Consider the following 16568-nt stretch of genomic DNA (forward strand, 5'->3'; position numbering starts at 1 on the left):
GGCTTTTCACGCTAGGACGCGTTTGCCACGCCGGAAGATTCGCCGCCGCTGGATACACTTGCTACGGCGTTGTGCGCCAGAATTTCTTCTGCAAGATCATTGTAGTCCATGCCGACACCATCGCTCACGTCACGGCTTTCAACCAGGCAGACTGGGAGCCCGAGTGTCACTGCCCGGCGAACAATTGTGGCGTCGCGGATGCAGGTGTCGTAGATTTTCGCTTCCTGTGAAACCAGTCGTTGTTTCTTGAATTGATTGAGGCGCAGCTGCATACGCATCTTCGGCACTGCGATATCCACGTTGGCTTTGATTGAGTTGAAAATCACACCGGCGATACGGGCAAAGTTGCCCATTTCCGGGGTACGGAAGCCGGCACTGCGACGGTAAAAGAGCAGCAGCTTCTCAATCATCAGCGTAAATCCGATTAGTGAGAGCGCATCCGGGTTAGCCGGCACGTAGAGCTCGTCGGCGCTGAAAATACCGCACTGCGACGCATTCAGGATGTTGGGCGGGCAGTCATAGAGTACAAAATCGTAATCATCCTGAACCTCGCGCATCTGCTCATTGAATATGAGGTAATGGGGATTTTGCGGATTAATCCGGTATTCGTTCTCAATATCAATCAGATTGAAGGTCGTCGGCAAAAGGTCCAGGCCCGGGAGCAAGGGCTTGCCCTTGTTGTCCTGCAACACGTCCTTAACGATGATGTCTTTGATACGGTCCTGGCCGGGATCGAAGATGGAGTAAAGCGAACCGCGCTTCTCCATGTTGATCTTGTTCCAGCGCTCAATCCGCATGAGCCAGATACTGGAGTTGGACTGGGTGTCCAGATCGACCAGTAACACGCGCTTCCCCTTCTGTGCTAGGCAAGAAGCTACATTTACAATCAGGGAGGTCTTACCAACCCCGCCCTTGTAATTAATGAAGGCTAATCTACGTGGCATAAAAAATATATGATTAAATCTGAATAAGGTCTAAATCGGAAATTTAGAATTTCATGTCCAAGTCATCCACAGTTGGCAGTTCTTCGGAAAAACCAACAGAAAAGTCGCCGCTTTCCGGATCGGCATCATAAGTGCCTGTCGCTTTGGAGGAATCGGACTGGTTGGCCATGATCCGCTCGGAAACCGCCTGATCGATGTAAATTTCAGCCCAGTAACCGTTTTCGACCTCATATTCGTCCGGAACATAGCCGTACTTGTCGAGAATTTCGAGAATGAGCGACGAGTCCGGTGTTGCGCTGATGCCTTTCAACATACCGCGTTTTTCGTGCTCCTCAACTGCTTCATTGACGATGAACGGTGGCACCACTCCATCGTAGGAAGGATGCATGTCGTACAGGTCGGCCCAGCGCTTCCACTGTTCACGATCCACCGAGCGCTCTGTCCTGGAGATACCTTCGTAGTAGTACACTTTACGTCGGGTCAAGCGGCGCACCAAAGCACAGGTCTTGACGTCGTCGTGCCCGATCTCGAGCCAGTCGCCACGTCTGGGTTCATCCGCGGGGTTACGGGTTTTGGAGATGTCTTCCGGAGCCTCGAGGAAATTTTCGCCGCCGACGAAGCAGAACTTCACATCGGTCACGCCGTGGCGAAGAGCATCGAGTTTTCCCTTCCGGATGAGTTCTTCTTGATACTTTTCAGCATCATCGCGGGACGAAGCCCACATGTATTGGGTGATGGTTGTGGAAACCTTGAATTTACGTTGAATAGACATGGTTTTGTTAGGTTGGTTTTTGGGTTTAAAGTATGGGTGGTCTGTTGGTGGGTTTTACGTTCTTTGTGATTAAGATCTTTCCAGCCCGGGCATCTCCTCGATCATGTTGAGTGCAGATTGAAAACGTTCTTCTTTTTTGTAGGCCACCGCTTTGGCAATCCAAGCGTCCCATCCCGGATTGATTCCTTCGATGGACTTGCTGGGTGGTTCGACCGCCAGGGTGTGGTGCCCGGTAAGCATTCGGTAAACGATCAGCCCGACGGTGTAGAGGTTGCTCAAATGATCCGGCGCCTCGCCGGCGCGTTGTTCGGGGCTGTAATAGTCAAATGCGCTCAATAGTGCGGGCAGCGCTCGACTAAAGCCGGGAAGCGGGTCAAAGCGGGTCGGTTCCAGTTGTTGGTTAAACCGGAGCAAATGAAAGTCATCCCAGGCATGCCCGATCAGTTCGGTGACGCCCAGTTCCGCGATCTTCACGCCTTCTTCGGCGATCATGATGTTTGCCGGCTTTAGGTCGGCATGTACGACACCTTGCTCGTGGGCGTGGCCCAATCCCAGGAGCAGATAATAGATGTAGTAGCAAATTTCTTCCTCACTCAGAGCGCCCTTGTTATAGAGCATGAGATCTTCGAGCGAACGAATGGGAGTATTGTCCTCGGTTTTCTCGCCTTCGGTATATTCCATCCGCAGCCAGTAGAACATGTCCTCTTCCCCGAGATCATCGATTTTGATGATGTTGGGGTGTTTCAGTTTGGCTTGAACGGCGGCAGATTTCTTAATCGACTCGGCTGTCTCATCTTCGGAGAAGCTTTTCGGGATCACCTTTAGGGCAAAATTCTCACCGAGCATCTCGTGTTGGACCAGATAGACCTCTCCGATGGCACCTTTACCGATGAAGCTGACAACATGCAGATTGCCTATGTTCATTCCTGGCTGGAGTGAACTCAGCTCGTCTGTAAAACCCATTTCAGAGATGTTCATGATTCGTAGGCTCTTTTGAGTGATTCTAAATCGGGAGGTTAGAAGCGTTTTTTCGGCTTGCTTGGAGGTTTCACTTTCAGGTTCGTGCCAGGCTGAGGTTGTTCGTCATCCTTCTTGTCATTCGAATCAGTCTTCGGAGCCTCTTTTCGAGCTTGCGGTTTCGCCGGAGGTGGCGGCGCTTTCCGCTGAGCTTGCTCGGGGTTTGCATTGGGGCGAGCCGGCTTTGCGGGAGGTACGACATCCGGTGCCTCTGCCTGCGGAGCCGGGGATGGCTCGGGTTCTTCATTTGAGGCTTCTTGTTCAGCGAGTAGTTCGGCAACCAGTGGATCCATTTCAGGGGCGGCTGCCGGTTGTTTCGAACTAGTTGTTGAGGGTGCGGCCGCTGCTGTTTCGACGGAACCCTCGGTCTCGCTGTCGACCGCGTTGTTGATGCGTGTGAGCATGGCAAAGCTGATGTAGCAGACGAGCGCCAGTGACACAGCGTTACACAAGAACAGGGTGACATCGGGGCCAATTCCCTCAAACACATACACGATGGCAAACAACGGGACCAAGGACGGCAGCGAAACCAGTGTGTAAAGGACGGATCGGCCGGGTTTGCGTTTAGAGCCCCGGCGGTTGAATTTGATACGTTTGCAAGCGGTGAAGAAGCGGGAAAAAGGAACGACGCAGAGTGTGATCGCGACCAGGGAAATAATTAGCGCGGCGTTGGGCCCGATCACGGTCGACACGGACAAAGTCACTGAGATGAAAATTATGGCATAGAAAATACCATCAATGACGGCATCCGAAGTCTTCACCTTGTCTTTCAACTCGATTAAGCGGTTGCTGACGTAGGCGGTGGTCGCCCCCAGAATGACCCATATGAGTACGGTGAAGCTAATGGGGGCCGCATCGCTTTCGTTGCGAAGATAATTCGTGTAAAGATAGGTGGCGACAAATCCATGCATCGCCAGAACGGCGAGCACGCCAGCCAATACCTTGGCGCTTCTGACAATGCGCTGTTCAATGTCACCAATGGCTTTGCGGTAAAGCACGACGGCAGCAAATCCCGCCAGAATAAAAGTCAGTACGAAAGAACCGTAGGTGACTGCTTGAAAGGCGGAGATGCTGAGTTCACTATCCGTTTGCACTTCCGTGCCCACACCGGCGTTACCGCCTGCCCCGGACCCGGTTGTGTTACCCGACGAAGAGCCCTTTGCGACAGGGGGTATTTCTTGTAATAGTGTAGCTTTTTCTGCCATGAGGATTGTCAGAAGTTAGTGGGGCCACGTATCGATACGTGTTACATACAGTGCTATCAGGCGAGAAATACGCGGGTAAAGACACAAAATCTAAAGCTAACCTTTTTACACTTTATTAAACACGTTGACAGGCATTTAAGCCCGATACTGGGAGGGATTGGTTGATTTGCAATAATGAAGAGCAACCAATCCCTTTAATAAAGGCACTTAGTATGGAATCCCGTGGGTCCTGCCAAAGATAAAAACGAAAGGATGCATCGGGCTTCAGGGTTACGGGGCATACACAAATCGATAGCACCCGAACGTGTCTAGCTTGGATTTGCCTCTTGGCTGTAGCTCTGAATGGAACGCACATCGTAACCTTTTTCCCTGAGGGCGCGAATACCTTCAACTGCGGCTGCGCCGGCCGAGATCGTGGTCATGATACAGATATTGTGCTTCACGGCTTCCGTACGAATCTGGTTCTCGTTCTGGCGTGGCACGGTCCCCTGCGGTGTGTTAATGATGAGTGAGACCTTGTTGTTTTTGATCAGGTCGATCACATTCGGACGGCCCTCGCTGAGGCGACAGACGTGTTTCACCGAGATCCCATTCTCCTTAAACAGTTTGCCGGTGCCGGCGGTGGCAATGATGCCGAAGCCGAGTTCACTGAGGCCCTTGGCGATTTCCACGGCGCGAGCCTTGTCCGAATTCTTTACGCTGATGAAGACATCGCCGGAATCCGGCAGGCTCGGTTTGGCCGCCATTTGTGATTTGGCAAAGGCGACACCGAGATCCTTGTCGAGCCCCATGACTTCACCGGTCGAACGCATTTCCGGGCTGAGCATGACGGGGGCACCGGGGAAACGGTTGAAGGGGAAGACGGATTCTTTGACCGCCCAGTAAGGCGGAATAATTTCTTCGGTGAAACCGAGATCAGCCAGTTTTTCGCCGGCCATGACACGGGCGGCGAGCTTGGCCAGCGGCACACCGATGGCTTTGGAAACGAAAGGTACGGTTCTGGAGGCGCGCGGGTTGACTTCGATGATGTAGAGCTCGTCGTCCTTGACGGCATACTGCACATTCATCAGACCGATAACTTTGAGCTCGCGCGCCAGAGCATAGCTGGCGGTTCTGACTTTCTCCAGCATCTCCTTGGAGAGAGTGTGCGGAGGCATGACCATGGCCGCGTCACCGGAATGCACCCCGGCAAACTCCACGTGCTGCAGCATGCCGCCGATGACCGTGGTCTCGCCGTCTGAAATGCAGTCGACATCCAGCTCAAAGGCATCCTCGAGGAATTGATCGAGCAGGACGGGGGTGCCGGGAGCGGCGTCGAAGACTTCCCGGATAATACCCTTCATCTCGTCCATATCGTAAACGATGAACATGCCGCGCCCGCCGAGCACAAATGAGGGGCGGAGCAGAATGGGGAAGCCGATCTCGCCGGCCAGTTCGTAGGCTTGTTCCTGGGAGTTGGCGATCCGGTTCTTAGGTTGTTTTAAATCAACCCGGGTGAGAATCTCGCGGAAAAGGTGCCGGTCTTCGGCGGCGTCAATCATGGCAGGCGATGTGCCGATGATATTGACGCCGTGGGCTTCAAGCTCTGTCGCGAGATTGAGCGGCGTCTGGCCACCAAACTGGACGATGGCGCCGGAGCAGCCTTCCTGGAAGTAAATTTCGAGTACGTCTTCCAGGGTCAGCGGCTCGAAGAACAGTTTGTCCGAGGTGTCGTAGTCGGTCGAAACCGTTTCCGGGTTGGAGTTCACCATCACGGTTTCGTAGCCTGCCTCACGCAGTGCGAAGGAGGCGTGCACGCAGCAGTAGTCGAACTCGATACCCTGGCCGATCCGGTTCGGGCCGCCACCGAGGATCATGATCTTCTCTTTTTCGGTTTTCTTGATCTCGTTCTCGCTGCCGTAGGACGAGTAATAATAGGGTGTGAAAGCCTCGAACTCCGCAGCGCAGGTATCCACGAGCCGGAAATTGGTCATGACACCGAGTTTTTCGCGCTTCTTGCGTACGGGCTGTCGGCTGGAGCCGATGAGTTCGGAAATGAGCTGATCGCTGAAACCGGCTTCCTTGGCGGTCTGCATGAGCCCGGCGTCGATCTTGGCCAGCGTGGTGGAGCGCAGCTGTTGCTCAATCTCGACGAGTTGACGCAGTTGCTCGATGAACCACGGGTCGAGGGCGCAAAGTTCAAAAATCTCTTCGCTGCTCATCCCGTGCAGGAGCGCCTGGCGTAGCCAGAAGACGCGCTCCGAAGTCGGCACGGAGATGCCCTCGCGCACACGCTGCAGGTCATCGATTTTCTTTTCGAATTTTTTTGGCCCGACAAAGCCCTTGGCTCCGATTTCGAGTGAGCGCAGGGCCTTCTGGAAGGATTCCTTGAAGGTGCGGCCGATCGCCATGGCCTCGCCGACGGACTTCATTGCAGAGGTGAGGGTATTATCCGCCCCGGGGAACTTTTCGAAAGTGAAACGCGGAATCTTGGTGACCACGTAGTCAATGGTCGGCTCGAAGCTGGCCGGAGTCTCGCGGGTGATGTCGTTTTGCAGTTCGTCGAGGCTGTAGCCCACAGCGAGTTTTGCCGCAATTTTGGCGATGGGGAAGCCGGTAGCCTTGGAAGCCAGGGCCGAGCTGCGGGAGACGCGCGGGTTCATCTCGATCACGACCATGCGGCCGTTTTTCGGATTCACGGAGAACTGAATGTTGGAGCCGCCTGTTTCCACACCCACCTCACGGATACAAGCGAAAGATGCGTCGCGCATCAGCTGGTATTCCTTGTCGGTCAGAGTCATGGCAGGGGCGACAGTGATGGAGTCCCCCGTATGCACGCCCATGGGATCAAAGTTTTCGATCGAGCAAATAACCACGCACTGGTCCTTGTGGTCGCGCATGACCTCCATCTCGTATTCTTTCCAGCCGAGTAGACACTCTTCGACCAAGACTTCATGGGTCGGGGAGATTTCCAGGCCGGATTGCACCATGCGCTCGTACTCCTCCCGGTTGTAGGCGATCCCGCCGCCGGAGCCGCCGAGTGTGTAGCTGGGGCGAATAATGATGGGGAAGTCCCCGATTAAATCGTCAGCAGCCTTTAGGGCGTCGCCAAGGTTGTTGACCGTGGCGGAGCGGGCCACATCAAGCCCGATCTTGAGCATGGCCTGCTTGAAGATTTCCCGGGCCTCGCCCTTTTCGATGGCTTCCGGCTTCGCCCCGATCATCTGTACGCCGTATTTTTCCAGAACGCCGGCGTTAAAGAGGTCCATCGAGAGGTTGAGTCCGGTCTGCCCGCCCAGCGTGGGAAGCAGGGCGTCCGGCTTTTCCTTGTCGATAATCTTCTCCAAAGCTTCGACGGTCAGCGGCTCGATGTAGGTCACGTCGGCAAACTCCGGGTCGGTCATAATCGTCGCCGGATTGCTGTTGACCAACACTACCTTGTAACCCTCCTCACGCAGTGCTTTACAGGCTTGAGTGCCGGAATAATCGAACTCACAGGCTTGGCCAATCACGATTGGGCCCGAACCTATGATCAAAATCTTCTCAATATCAGTGCGTTTTGGCATAAAAAATTGCGCTAAAAGCTGGATGTTTTAAACGCCTATGCAAGCACGAACGCTAGCGTTGATGCGAGTTCGGGTTTTAGTGGGTCCAGAGCGCGCTTGCAAATTCCCGTTTGGTCGAAAGATTAGTAGCTATGTCCCGTAGTAAGAAGCCTGTCATCGTGGTCGCAATCTTTCTGGCGGCGCTAATGTTGCTGCCCCTCCTAATTTGGATGTTCATGAAGATCGGTAGTCCGGGCGATCCGATTCCTTCCGGGCAGACTGGTGCCGGAACGCCGACCCCCGAGCGGCAAGTCGCGGATTACGATCTTAGCCAGTTGGCCGACAAAGCAGCCAGATTGCTGGATGAAGATATCGCAGAGGCCTTGAAGAAGGGGGATCTCACGCTTGAATTTGTGGCCGGGCTGAAAAAAGAAGCGGACAAGGCCAACAGTGACATGCGCAGCGGCAAGCTTCGGCGGGCCAAAGAACGTTTTCTCTCGGTGGTGACTGCGGCTGAGAATGAACTTGCGGCCGTCGCTGCAGCGGACAAGGCACGTGCTCTCAAAGACAGCACGTATGCAGAGCTTCAGCGTCTGGAATACCTGCGTGCTTCGTTTGAGAACACCTACCGCGAGGCGGTCGAGTCTTACAATAAGGCCCTCCGCTCGCTGGAATCCGGAGCCTTTGTCCAGGCCGTGGATGAATTCGAACTTGCCGGTGCCATCCTCGGCGATCTGGAGGCGCGCTCCATTCAGCAAATTGCCAGCCTGCTTGAGGCGGCCCAGGAAGCCCTGGAGCAATATGATCTCGCTCCGGCCCGCGAAGCATTTCAGGCCGTTCTTGAGATCGACTCGGATAATCGTGACGCGACTAATGGCCAGACCATGGTGGCGGCGCTCGAAGGGATCGCGGAGGAGATCAAGGCCATCCGTGCACTGGAAACAGAGGGTAAGCTCGAGGAAGCGCTGTCCGCTTTGGACCGTCTGGCTGCCGACCATCCCAATAATCCCTTTATTAAGAATCAACGCAGCTCGCTGGAGAAACGAATCCTGCAGCGCAACTTTAACAAATTGATCGAGAGTTCGGTTGCTGCCGAGAAAGCCGGTGATCTGGGGGCAGCGATTGCCGATCTTGAAGCGGCGCTGAAATTGAAGACGGATACCGCCCAGGAAGAGCGTTTGGCTGAACTACAGAAGAAATACAAAGCCGCCCGCCTGGAGACCCTGCTCGCGGACGGCTTTCAGGCCCTTAAAGACGGTCGTTACGAAGCGGCCCGCAATTTGTACAAAGAGGCTGTCGCGCTGGACCCCAATTCCAAAGAGGCCCGCACCGGGCTGGAAAAAGCCTCCAGTCTCTATCTTGCCAACATACGCTACAGTCAGAATGTCGCCAGTGCAGAGCGTTATATCAAAGAAGGGCGCTATCCCCTGGCGGCCAAATTATTTAATCAGGCCATGACGAGCCGGCCCGCCAAGTTGGCCGCTGCGCAACTGAAGAAAGAGGAAAGCATCCGCAAGACGCTGGAGGCCCAGAGCGAGGAGGTCCCGGTTACCGTCGAATCGGATGGACGCACCTACGTCAGCATCATCGGTGTTCTGCCTCCGGATCGGTTTAAAGAAACGGACCTAAAACTCTTTCCCGATGTCTATAAAATACGGGGTACCCGCAAGGGCTACAAAGACGTGGAAAAAGAATTCAAAGTGGATGCCAGCAAAGGCAGCCAAACGGTTACCATCGAATGCAGCGAGAAGATATAAGACCGATTCGCGGAAAGTTTGAAGCCAGGCAAACTTTCATGTCTGCATTTGGCTCTACGGGCCGGGGTTTCTCACGATGTTTTATAATCCCCGGTTTTCTTCTGTTGCCAATTTTTTTGGGCGCGGCACCCGATCCGGATCTTTTTGACGGGCGAGTGAGCCAGCAAGAAGCCAGCGGTAGTTCCGCATCCGGCACAAGTGACGGGGCCGGGGCCGCAACCGCCGAAGGGGGTGGGGCGCAAACCACCGCTACGGAAAATGGGGAAACAGGGTCGAGTTCGCAGACGACATCCACCGGCGGTGAATCCTCCGAACGGGATTTGAACGAGATCGGACAGATCGGCGGTGGGCAGGAGGTCTCCGGTTCCGGCAGCAAGTCCTCGTCATCGGGTGCTTCTTCTTCAGGGCAGGACAACTCGTCCAGTATTCCTTCGGGGACAGCAGGCGGTGCCGGTGGTTCGAGCACTACGGCGAGTTCGAGCACGGCCACAGGTTCCGGCGGTTCTTCCGGCAGCGGTGAGGAGCCGCGCGATTTCAGCGAGATCGGAGGGATCAGCAGTACCGGCGAACAGGGCGTCGAAGTGAATACTTCGAAAAGCTCGCCCTCTCAGTCGACCGGTGCGACAAGCGGCCAGACCGGTAGTGCTTCCAACAATCAAACCAATCAGGGGCAAGGCACGGGTAGTGGCGGTTCTCAACCTTCCGTCGGCAGTGGTTCCGGTGACCTTGGCGATACGCTCCCATCCGGCATATGATTTCGATAATGATCAATTTCAAGGAAGCATTTTTATGCCTCCTGATGCTCTGCCTCTTGCCGCTATCAAGTCATGCAGTGCGCGTCATTGAGGCCGGCGCCATTCCGTTTACTTCCTTCCTCTCCAAGCCGGATTTTGACCAACGTTATCCGGGTAAGGAAGTTGCCGACCCGGCCAATTTGGAACCGGGCTGGTATGTCATCTATGAGCACGAATCGCTCAGTTATTACTTTGGCCCTATTCTGCTCGAATCAACGGGGCGGGACTATCTTGAACAATTGACCGAGACCGTCGATGCCGCCGTCGCTCAGCGTCCCTCGATTCAGGATTATCGGCTCGAACTCAGTTATGAGCCCAGCCAAAACAATACGTCTACGGGTTCATCAGATAGCTCTACGAGTACAAGCAATCCGAGTGGTGCGTCCGGCAGTCCGCAACCGGCACCCAAGCCAAGTATCTGGGATTTTTTCCGCCGCTTGTTCGGCTTTTAGTAAAAAGTCTCGCGATACGTCAGGGTTTAGAGGTAGAGCTGGTATCAATGAATGATTCCGAACAGACGGCCCAGATTTCCGAAGAAGGCGAGGTCGGTATTGTTGAGTATCAGGATTTTGTTTCCACCGAGCCATTTCACTTCGAGTCTGGGGGCAGTATCCCTGAACTCCGGCTGCGCTATGAAACCTACGGACACCTCAACGAGGCCAAGGATAATGCGATCCTGATCTGTCACGCCCTCACCGGCGATCATCATTGTGCTGGGGTTTACAGTATGGATGAGCGCAAACCCGGCTGGTGGAATTTTATGATCGGGCCGGGTAAGCCGATTAATACCTCGGAATATTTTGTGATTTGTTCGAACGCTCTCGGTGGCTGTCAGGGTAGCTCCGGTCCGGGGTCGATCAACCCGGAAACCGGGAAGCCCTACAATCTGGATTTTCCGAAATTGACCGTGCGCGATATGGTTCGTGCGCAATCCCAGCTCATCGATTCGCTGGGGATTGACCGCTTACACGCGGTTGTGGGTGGCAGCATGGGGGGGATGCAGACTTTCCAGTGGGCGATCGACTATCCTGATCGGGTAGGGCGCTACATCGCGCTGGCCTGTGCGGCACGGCACAATGCGCAAACCATCGCCTTCAACGATACCGGGCGGCAGGCGATCATCACTGATCCGGGTTGGCAGAACGGCAACTACACGGCCGAGAACGGTCCTGATCAGGGTCTCGCCGTCGCGCGTATGATGGCCCACATCACTTATCTCTCCGATGTGGGCCTGGAGCACAAGTTCGGACGTAAGCGCCGGGCCTCGGCCAAGGAACATTTCGATATTGAATTCGAGGTGGAGAGCTACCTGCGCTATCAGGGGCAAAGCTTTGTCACCCGTTTCGATGCCAACTCCTACCTATACCTGACCAAAGCATTGGATCGCTTCGACCTGCATGCTCCGGAATCGCTCGACGACACCCTCTCGGGAGTGACTGCCCCGGGTCTGGTGGTGGGCTTCACCTCGGACTGGCTCTATCCGCCGCAGGGGAACCGCGAACTGGTCGAGTCCCTGCTGCGACTGGGGAAGGATGCGAGCTATGCTGAACTGGCGATGGACTACGGGCACGATTCCTTCCTGGTCCGGGCGCCCAAACTTTACGATTTGATTCGAAGATTCCTGCACCGTTAAGTCCCCGCTGAAGTATTCCTTCATTCGTACAAAATTGTTTTTATGCATCCGAAAAATCCTAAAAAGCGCCAGGCTGACTTTCAGGTCATCGCCCGTTGGGTGAATAAGGGCGAGCGCGTGCTCGATTTGGGCTGCGGGCGGGGCGTCTTGCTCGAATATCTCAAGCAGACCAAGGGGGTTTATGGCGTCGGGGTGGACATTGACTTCGATAAAATCCTCAGCTGCGTGAAGCGTGGAGTTCCGGTCTATCAGGGGGATGTCAATGAGGTGCTGGCCAGTTTCCAGGATAACGCCTTTGATCGGGTTATTTTCAGCCGGACGGTGGAGCAGTTCGACGCGCCTGATGCGACCTTGCGCGAAGGCTTGCGCGTGGGAAAGCGCGTGACGGTTGGTTTTGTCAACCACGGCTTTTGGAAGAACCGTCTCAATAAAGCGGTCTGGGGTCGCCGTACGGTCAACGAAGTTTACCCCAACCCCTGGCATGCAAGCATGCCGGCCAATCCTTTTTCCGTGGCCGAATTCGAGGACTATTGTCAGATCAAAGAAATCAGTATCGGGAAACGGGTTTATCTGGCGGGGGATTGGCGCAGCGAGGGCACGCTTTTTCCTAATTTACTTGCCGGTTACGCCATATACGATTTGGCCAGTTCAAACTGAATCATCGAAAGCATGCCCAGCTCCACTGCCACTGAAGAACTGGAAACGAGCATCCAGCAATTTTACGAGCGGTATTCTGCCAAGAGGGTCGCATTGGCCGCTTTCATGGTGGGGGTCTTTACCATCGGTTTAACTTATGTTGCCTATGCAGTCACGACTATGGCTCTGGTGGGGATTATTGTTTTCGGTGTCGTCGGTTTAATCTCGGTCAATCTGACCATGATCTATGTGGTCCCACCGGCCAGAAAGCTCACGGAGTCGTGCGAGATGATTTGCATGGCGATCCGTGAGCCGTCGCGGATCAAGTCGGCCGACGATAAGGGGGTCCGGCTTGCCGATAAGGTCGGAGAAGTGCACGCGCTGAGCGGTCCGGATCTTGAAGTCTGGACCTCCAAAGTGGTGCCATATTTTATGCAGGTGCAGTCTGCGGTGGAGCCGGTGGCCCAGGCGAAGTCGGAACGAACGTTCACGCCTTCGGAGCGTCGTTACATCGAGGAGCGCCGCCGGGAAGTTCTGGAAATCGAAAAGCGCATCGAAGAAGAACGCAAAGAACTTGAGAAAGAGCGCAGAGAGCTGGAAAAGCGCAGCGCCGAGTTGCGGGAGTGGGAAAAGAAACTGAAACAAAAAGAGGCTGAAAGCGAGACAGAGGAAAAGTCAGCCGCTGGTGCCAGTCCGGAAGCGGCGCAACAGTAGCCGAACCGGCGTGGCCGATGTTCAAGTATCCCGCTGCCTGAGTGTAGCGGCGATATCCTTGAAGAGCGATTCCTGGCATAGCATGCGATGGTGCAGCGGCGCGTAGATGAGTCGATCTTCTGAACCGGGTAGCTTTGAACTGCCACTGGGGATCACCAGTAGATCAAACGGAGTGCGATAAGTGCGAATGTCGATTTGGCTCAACTTGTTAAGATCGGCATTCAGTTCACGTATAAATCGGCTGCCAAAACGCATGTCACGGGCGGCTTTTCCGGGCCAGACATGAGCCGCTAATGTGCCACGTTGTGGGCCGGAGATGTTGAAAAAATAGCGAACGCGTTCCAGACCGCCGAGGCGCTGCAGGTAATAGCGGCTGATCAGGCTGCCCATGCTGAAGCCGGCCAGGGCAAAGGGCCCCGCTTCCAATGTTCCCTCGATATAAATCCTCAGCTTTTCCGCGAGGTCGACCAGTCCTTCGGCACCATTTGCGGGCAAGAGATCAGGTGTGTAGCAACTATGCCCCTCCTCGTTGAGATAAGAGGCCATCCGGCGGAAGACTTTTCCGCTGTCCCAGATTCCGTGTACGAGAACGATTTGCATGGGATACGTACCTTGACCTTCTAGTTTCGTGATGTGGTGCGCTGACGTAAAACAGGTGTACGGTTTCTAGGTTTATTGAAAATTTGCTGGTCGATGGTCTGATTTGGCAGAATCTCTTCGAACTTAATTCTTCCGAAGGCTGCGTTTTCAGCCAGCAGGTCGATCTCGCTGGGTAACAGTACGCCGCCTGTTTTTTTGAACTTGCTTGCACGATAGTCCATGTATTCGCGCACGCCGGCCAGTTCGCCGAAACCACCCCAGCGGAGAACGAGGAATTTTTCCTGGTCGAAGTAAAACCAGCTCCGCTCGTCTTTCTTGCCGTAGCCGACCACCACATGACAGGGCCGTCCACCGACTTTGGCCGCGCCCTGGTATTGAAAAGTGTAGTCCGCGACCGTGGGCAAGACAAAGGGCTGCAGCAGCCAACGCTGGTTGGAAAAATGGATGGCTTCCTGTCCGGAATAATCTTCCGGGTCCTTCATTTCCGGCCTGACTTCCTGTCTCCAGGCCTTGAGCCCGTCAAAGACGAAGAGTTCTTTGTAGTCGCGCCCGAGATGACGCCAGGTCAGTGTTAAGTGGCGCTTACCATCTTGCAGTTCGATCAGTTCGAATTCCTTGACGCGACCTGCTTCGGTCAAACTGCCGCGTGCCAGAACATTTCGTAGCGTATCATGGGCATCCGCACCTCCGGTTACGGTGAGATAGTTTTGAATCAGCTGCCGGCTGGCCGCGTCGGTTGTGTCGGGACGGGCTTTCTTGGCTGTTTCTGGATCGGGGGGCGTTTGCTGGGCGCTCAGGGTCGCGAGGCTGCAAAGGATCAGCAGAAAAGAAGCGAAGCAGAGGGGCAGGCGGTAGCACATGGATGGGGCAAAGTTTAGGGTTTTCATGGTCTGTCAGTGAATTATGTTCCGCCGAAGCTAAATCTCAACACGATTTCATTTTATGCGTATCCTAATAACTGGCGGTGCCGGCTTTCTCGGCAGTCATCTTTCCGAGCGGCTTCTTAACGAGGGCCATGAAATTATCTGTCTCGATAATTTTTTCACCGGGCGGAAGCGTAATATCAAGCATCTGCTGGAGCACCCTGATTTTGAAATGCTTCGACATGACGTGATCGATCCCTTCAAAGTCGAGGTCGACCAGATCTACAATCTAGCCTGTCCTGCATCGCCGGTGCACTACCAGTATAATGCGATCAAGACGATCAAGACATCCGTGATGGGGGCGATCCACTGCTTGGGCTTGGCCAAGCGAACCAGAGCCCGTGTTTTCCAGGCCTCGACCTCCGAGGTTTATGGTGATCCGGACGTCCATCCCCAGCCCGAGTCCTACTGGGGCAAGGTTAATCCCATCGGGATTCGTTCCTGTTACGACGAGGGTAAGCGCTGTGCCGAAACCCTGTTTATGGACTACCATCGCCAGAACGGCGTCGATATTCGTATCGTCCGTATTTTTAACACTTACGGGCCCCGTATGTGCCCGGACGATGGCCGGGTGGTTTCCAACTTTATTGTGCAAGCCCTCCGTGGCGAGGATATCACGGTTTATGGGGAGGGGCAGCAGACCCGTTCCTTCTGCTACTGCGACGACCTTATTGAAGGTTTTGTCCGGCTGATGAACCAGGATGAGGCAATCGGACCCATGAATATCGGCAACCCGGGGGAGTTTACCATCCTCGAGTTGGCGGAGAAAGTCATCGCCCAGACCGGTAGCAAGTCGAAGATTATCCACGAAGCTCTTCCGGCCGATGACCCGCAGCAACGCCAGCCCGATATCACCGAGGCCCGCAAGGTTCTGGGCTGGGAGCCCACGGTTTCCCTGGATGAAGGATTGAAGCCGACCATCGCCTATTTCGACAAGCTTCTCAGCGAGTCCTGACCGGAAAAGCTTCCCAAGGGAGTCTTTCAGCTCGAAATTATCTGCCGAAAAAGGCTTGCACCGGGGGAGTGACTGCCTACTTTCCGCCTCTTTTCCAATTTTAACCAGTTCCAGCCATGCCCAGAGAACACATCATTTTAGAATGCACCGAAGCCCGCGGCGAGGGGAAGCCCGTCTCCCGCTACATGTCCAGCCGTGACAAGCGGAAGCAGCCCGACCGTGTTGAAAAGAAGAAATACAACAAGTTTCTTCGCCGTCACACGCTGCACCGCGAAATCAAAAACTAAGCTTCGCGCAAACTCTTTTCAAAAAGCCCGTCGGACGACGGGCTTTTTTATGCAACCGCGTCGGGGGGCCGCTCGTTTGACTCCCGGGCCAGACGGACGATACCCCAGATCGCAATACCGAGTCCGGCCAGGGCGAAGAGCGCGGATAAACCGATTGCGGCGAAAATCTTGCCCAGGAAGCTCAAAAATCCGAATTCAGAGAAGGAAAAGACACGGGGCTCAAAGCTTCCGGAAACATTAACACTCACAAGGCCGGGCTCCGGGACATCCACATAGCCGATACTGTTTTTAATGCTGTTGCCCACGGTGGAGTAAATCGATGTGTTGGGTGTGAAGGGCAGTGTTTGACCCGCTTCGTCGCGAATTGTGATCGAGACTTCGTCGGGTAGGCTTTCGGACCTGTCATAACTTTTGCCCTCGAAAACGGTTTGGTGGTCGTTCCACAAATAATAACGCGCTGACTCGCCAACCTCGAATTCGTGTGAGCCCGGAACGATAAACTGTGGTTTATTTGAATCGTCGAGGAATACGGGCAGGATGAAGGCGGCCGGGACAACGGTGATGCCGATCATGAAAATTAGTATTCCGACAATCAGAGTTGGCAGGCCTTTATTCAAATTATCGATTTTTGATGTCTTGGCGGAGTGGTTTTACTATCAAGTCTATTTCCTGGCAGCTCTGTTATGTCAAAGCCGGAAAACAAGAGCAGGGGAGCGTCTCATTGCCGCCCAGCGCTCGAAGATGGTACTTTGAAACGCTTGATCATGATGTCGTAAAATAAAACCTTCAGGGTTTTCATTTCGAATT

16 protein-coding genes are annotated in these 16568 nt (G+C 54.5%); 8 read left to right on the top strand and 8 right to left on the bottom strand.

Annotated elements, in window-relative coordinates; translation table 11 throughout:
• Positions 1 to 11: 11 nt before the first annotated feature.
• The 5 genes from DDZ13_RS03235 to carB all read right to left on the bottom strand — a co-directional run bounded on the left by DDZ13_RS03235 (position 12) and on the right by carB (position 7483).
• Entirely contained in the window at positions 12 to 944 is a 933-nt protein-coding gene (locus tag DDZ13_RS03235) for a ParA family protein (RefSeq protein ID WP_110129993.1), read from the bottom strand.
• A 43-nt stretch (positions 945 to 987) separates the two neighbouring features.
• Positions 988 to 1716, bottom strand: a complete 729-nt coding sequence (locus tag DDZ13_RS03240) for a hypothetical protein (RefSeq protein WP_110129994.1) — start codon at positions 1714 to 1716, stop codon at positions 988 to 990.
• A 69-nt stretch (positions 1717 to 1785) separates the two neighbouring features.
• Positions 1786 to 2694 (bottom strand): serine/threonine protein kinase, encoded by a 909-nt coding sequence (locus DDZ13_RS03245; protein WP_110129995.1) that lies wholly within the window; start codon positions 2692 to 2694, stop codon positions 1786 to 1788.
• Between the two features lie 38 nt (positions 2695 to 2732).
• Positions 2733 to 3938 carry a hypothetical protein gene (locus tag DDZ13_RS03250; protein WP_110129996.1) on the bottom strand — a complete coding sequence of 402 codons (1206 nt, stop codon included), beginning with the start codon at positions 3936 to 3938 and terminating at the stop codon, positions 2733 to 2735.
• Between the two features lie 308 nt (positions 3939 to 4246).
• Positions 4247 to 7483 carry a carbamoyl-phosphate synthase large subunit gene (gene carB / locus DDZ13_RS03255; RefSeq protein WP_110129997.1) on the bottom strand — a complete coding sequence of 1079 codons (3237 nt, stop codon included), beginning with the start codon at positions 7481 to 7483 and terminating at the stop codon, positions 4247 to 4249.
• Between the two features lie 131 nt (positions 7484 to 7614).
• Between carB and DDZ13_RS03260 the strand changes: the two genes are divergently transcribed.
• From DDZ13_RS03260 to DDZ13_RS03285, 6 genes are all read left to right on the top strand, one after another.
• A complete protein-coding gene (locus tag DDZ13_RS03260) occupies positions 7615 to 9219 on the top strand; it encodes a tetratricopeptide repeat protein (RefSeq protein WP_110129998.1) in 1605 nt (534 codons plus the stop codon).
• Positions 9220 to 9323: 104 nt separating this feature from the next.
• Positions 9324 to 9974: a hypothetical protein gene (locus DDZ13_RS03265; protein ID WP_146209217.1), complete on the top strand. Its 651-nt coding sequence runs from the start codon at positions 9324 to 9326 to the stop codon at positions 9972 to 9974.
• 8 nt (positions 9975 to 9982) lie between these two features.
• Positions 9983 to 10465: a hypothetical protein gene (locus tag DDZ13_RS03270; RefSeq protein ID WP_110130000.1), complete on the top strand. Its 483-nt coding sequence runs from the start codon at positions 9983 to 9985 to the stop codon at positions 10463 to 10465.
• A gap of 47 nt (positions 10466 to 10512) precedes the next feature.
• On the top strand, positions 10513 to 11646 hold the full coding sequence (gene metX / locus DDZ13_RS03275; RefSeq protein WP_110130001.1) for a homoserine O-acetyltransferase MetX: 1134 nt from the start codon (positions 10513 to 10515) through the stop codon (positions 11644 to 11646).
• A gap of 42 nt (positions 11647 to 11688) precedes the next feature.
• Complete coding sequence (locus DDZ13_RS03280; protein ID WP_110130002.1) at positions 11689 to 12303, top strand: methionine biosynthesis protein MetW; 615 nt, start codon at positions 11689 to 11691, stop codon at positions 12301 to 12303.
• 12 nt (positions 12304 to 12315) lie between these two features.
• Entirely contained in the window at positions 12316 to 12996 is a 681-nt protein-coding gene (locus tag DDZ13_RS03285; protein ID WP_110130003.1) for a hypothetical protein, read from the top strand.
• Positions 12997 to 13017: 21 nt separating this feature from the next.
• Here DDZ13_RS03285 and DDZ13_RS03290 read toward each other — a convergent pair whose 3' ends face one another.
• A complete protein-coding gene (locus tag DDZ13_RS03290; protein ID WP_110130004.1) occupies positions 13018 to 13596 on the bottom strand; it encodes an esterase/lipase family protein in 579 nt (192 codons plus the stop codon).
• A gap of 20 nt (positions 13597 to 13616) precedes the next feature.
• On the bottom strand, positions 13617 to 14483 hold the full coding sequence (locus DDZ13_RS03295; RefSeq protein ID WP_110130005.1) for a LolA-like protein: 867 nt from the start codon (positions 14481 to 14483) through the stop codon (positions 13617 to 13619).
• A gap of 55 nt (positions 14484 to 14538) precedes the next feature.
• Here DDZ13_RS03295 and DDZ13_RS03300 point away from each other — a divergent pair, with 55 nt between their 5' ends.
• Both DDZ13_RS03300 and rpmG read left to right on the top strand, forming a co-directional pair.
• Positions 14539 to 15474, top strand: coding sequence for a UDP-glucuronic acid decarboxylase family protein (locus tag DDZ13_RS03300; protein WP_110130006.1), 936 nt, complete (start codon positions 14539 to 14541; stop codon positions 15472 to 15474).
• Positions 15475 to 15590: 116 nt separating this feature from the next.
• Positions 15591 to 15761 (top strand): 50S ribosomal protein L33, encoded by a 171-nt coding sequence (gene rpmG / locus DDZ13_RS03305; protein WP_110130007.1) that lies wholly within the window; start codon positions 15591 to 15593, stop codon positions 15759 to 15761.
• Positions 15762 to 15808: 47 nt separating this feature from the next.
• On the opposite strand, the gene DDZ13_RS03310 is transcribed toward rpmG, so the two are convergent.
• Positions 15809 to 16333 (bottom strand): hypothetical protein, encoded by a 525-nt coding sequence (locus tag DDZ13_RS03310; RefSeq protein ID WP_110130008.1) that lies wholly within the window; start codon positions 16331 to 16333, stop codon positions 15809 to 15811.
• Between the last annotated feature and the right edge of the window lie 235 nt (positions 16334 to 16568).

The sequence above is a fragment of the Coraliomargarita sinensis genome (assembly GCF_003185655.1).
GTDB classification, from domain to species: Bacteria; Verrucomicrobiota; Verrucomicrobiia; order Opitutales; family Coraliomargaritaceae; genus Coraliomargarita_B; species Coraliomargarita_B sinensis.

Coding starts and splice junctions, on each gene's coding strand:
- DDZ13_RS03285 (WP_110130003.1), top strand. CDS start 12,316: ATGCCCAGCTCCACTGCCACTGAAGAACTGGAAACGAGCATCCAGCAA.
- DDZ13_RS03295 (WP_110130005.1), bottom strand. CDS start 14,483: ATGAAAACCCTAAACTTTGCCCCATCCATGTGCTACCGCCTGCCCCTC.
- metX (WP_110130001.1), top strand. CDS start 10,513: ATGAATGATTCCGAACAGACGGCCCAGATTTCCGAAGAAGGCGAGGTC.
- DDZ13_RS03260 (WP_110129998.1), top strand. CDS start 7,615: ATGTCCCGTAGTAAGAAGCCTGTCATCGTGGTCGCAATCTTTCTGGCG.
- DDZ13_RS03235 (WP_110129993.1), bottom strand. CDS start 944: ATGCCACGTAGATTAGCCTTCATTAATTACAAGGGCGGGGTTGGTAAG.
- DDZ13_RS03245 (WP_110129995.1), bottom strand. CDS start 2,694: ATGAACATCTCTGAAATGGGTTTTACAGACGAGCTGAGTTCACTCCAG.
- carB (WP_110129997.1), bottom strand. CDS start 7,483: ATGCCAAAACGCACTGATATTGAGAAGATTTTGATCATAGGTTCGGGC.
- rpmG (WP_110130007.1), top strand. CDS start 15,591: ATGCCCAGAGAACACATCATTTTAGAATGCACCGAAGCCCGCGGCGAG.
- DDZ13_RS03300 (WP_110130006.1), top strand. CDS start 14,539: ATGCGTATCCTAATAACTGGCGGTGCCGGCTTTCTCGGCAGTCATCTT.
- DDZ13_RS03310 (WP_110130008.1), bottom strand. CDS start 16,333: ATGATCGGCATCACCGTTGTCCCGGCCGCCTTCATCCTGCCCGTATTC.
- DDZ13_RS03280 (WP_110130002.1), top strand. CDS start 11,689: ATGCATCCGAAAAATCCTAAAAAGCGCCAGGCTGACTTTCAGGTCATC.
- DDZ13_RS03290 (WP_110130004.1), bottom strand. CDS start 13,596: ATGCAAATCGTTCTCGTACACGGAATCTGGGACAGCGGAAAAGTCTTC.
- DDZ13_RS03270 (WP_110130000.1), top strand. CDS start 9,983: ATGATCAATTTCAAGGAAGCATTTTTATGCCTCCTGATGCTCTGCCTC.
- DDZ13_RS03250 (WP_110129996.1), bottom strand. CDS start 3,938: ATGGCAGAAAAAGCTACACTATTACAAGAAATACCCCCTGTCGCAAAG.
- DDZ13_RS03240 (WP_110129994.1), bottom strand. CDS start 1,716: ATGTCTATTCAACGTAAATTCAAGGTTTCCACAACCATCACCCAATAC.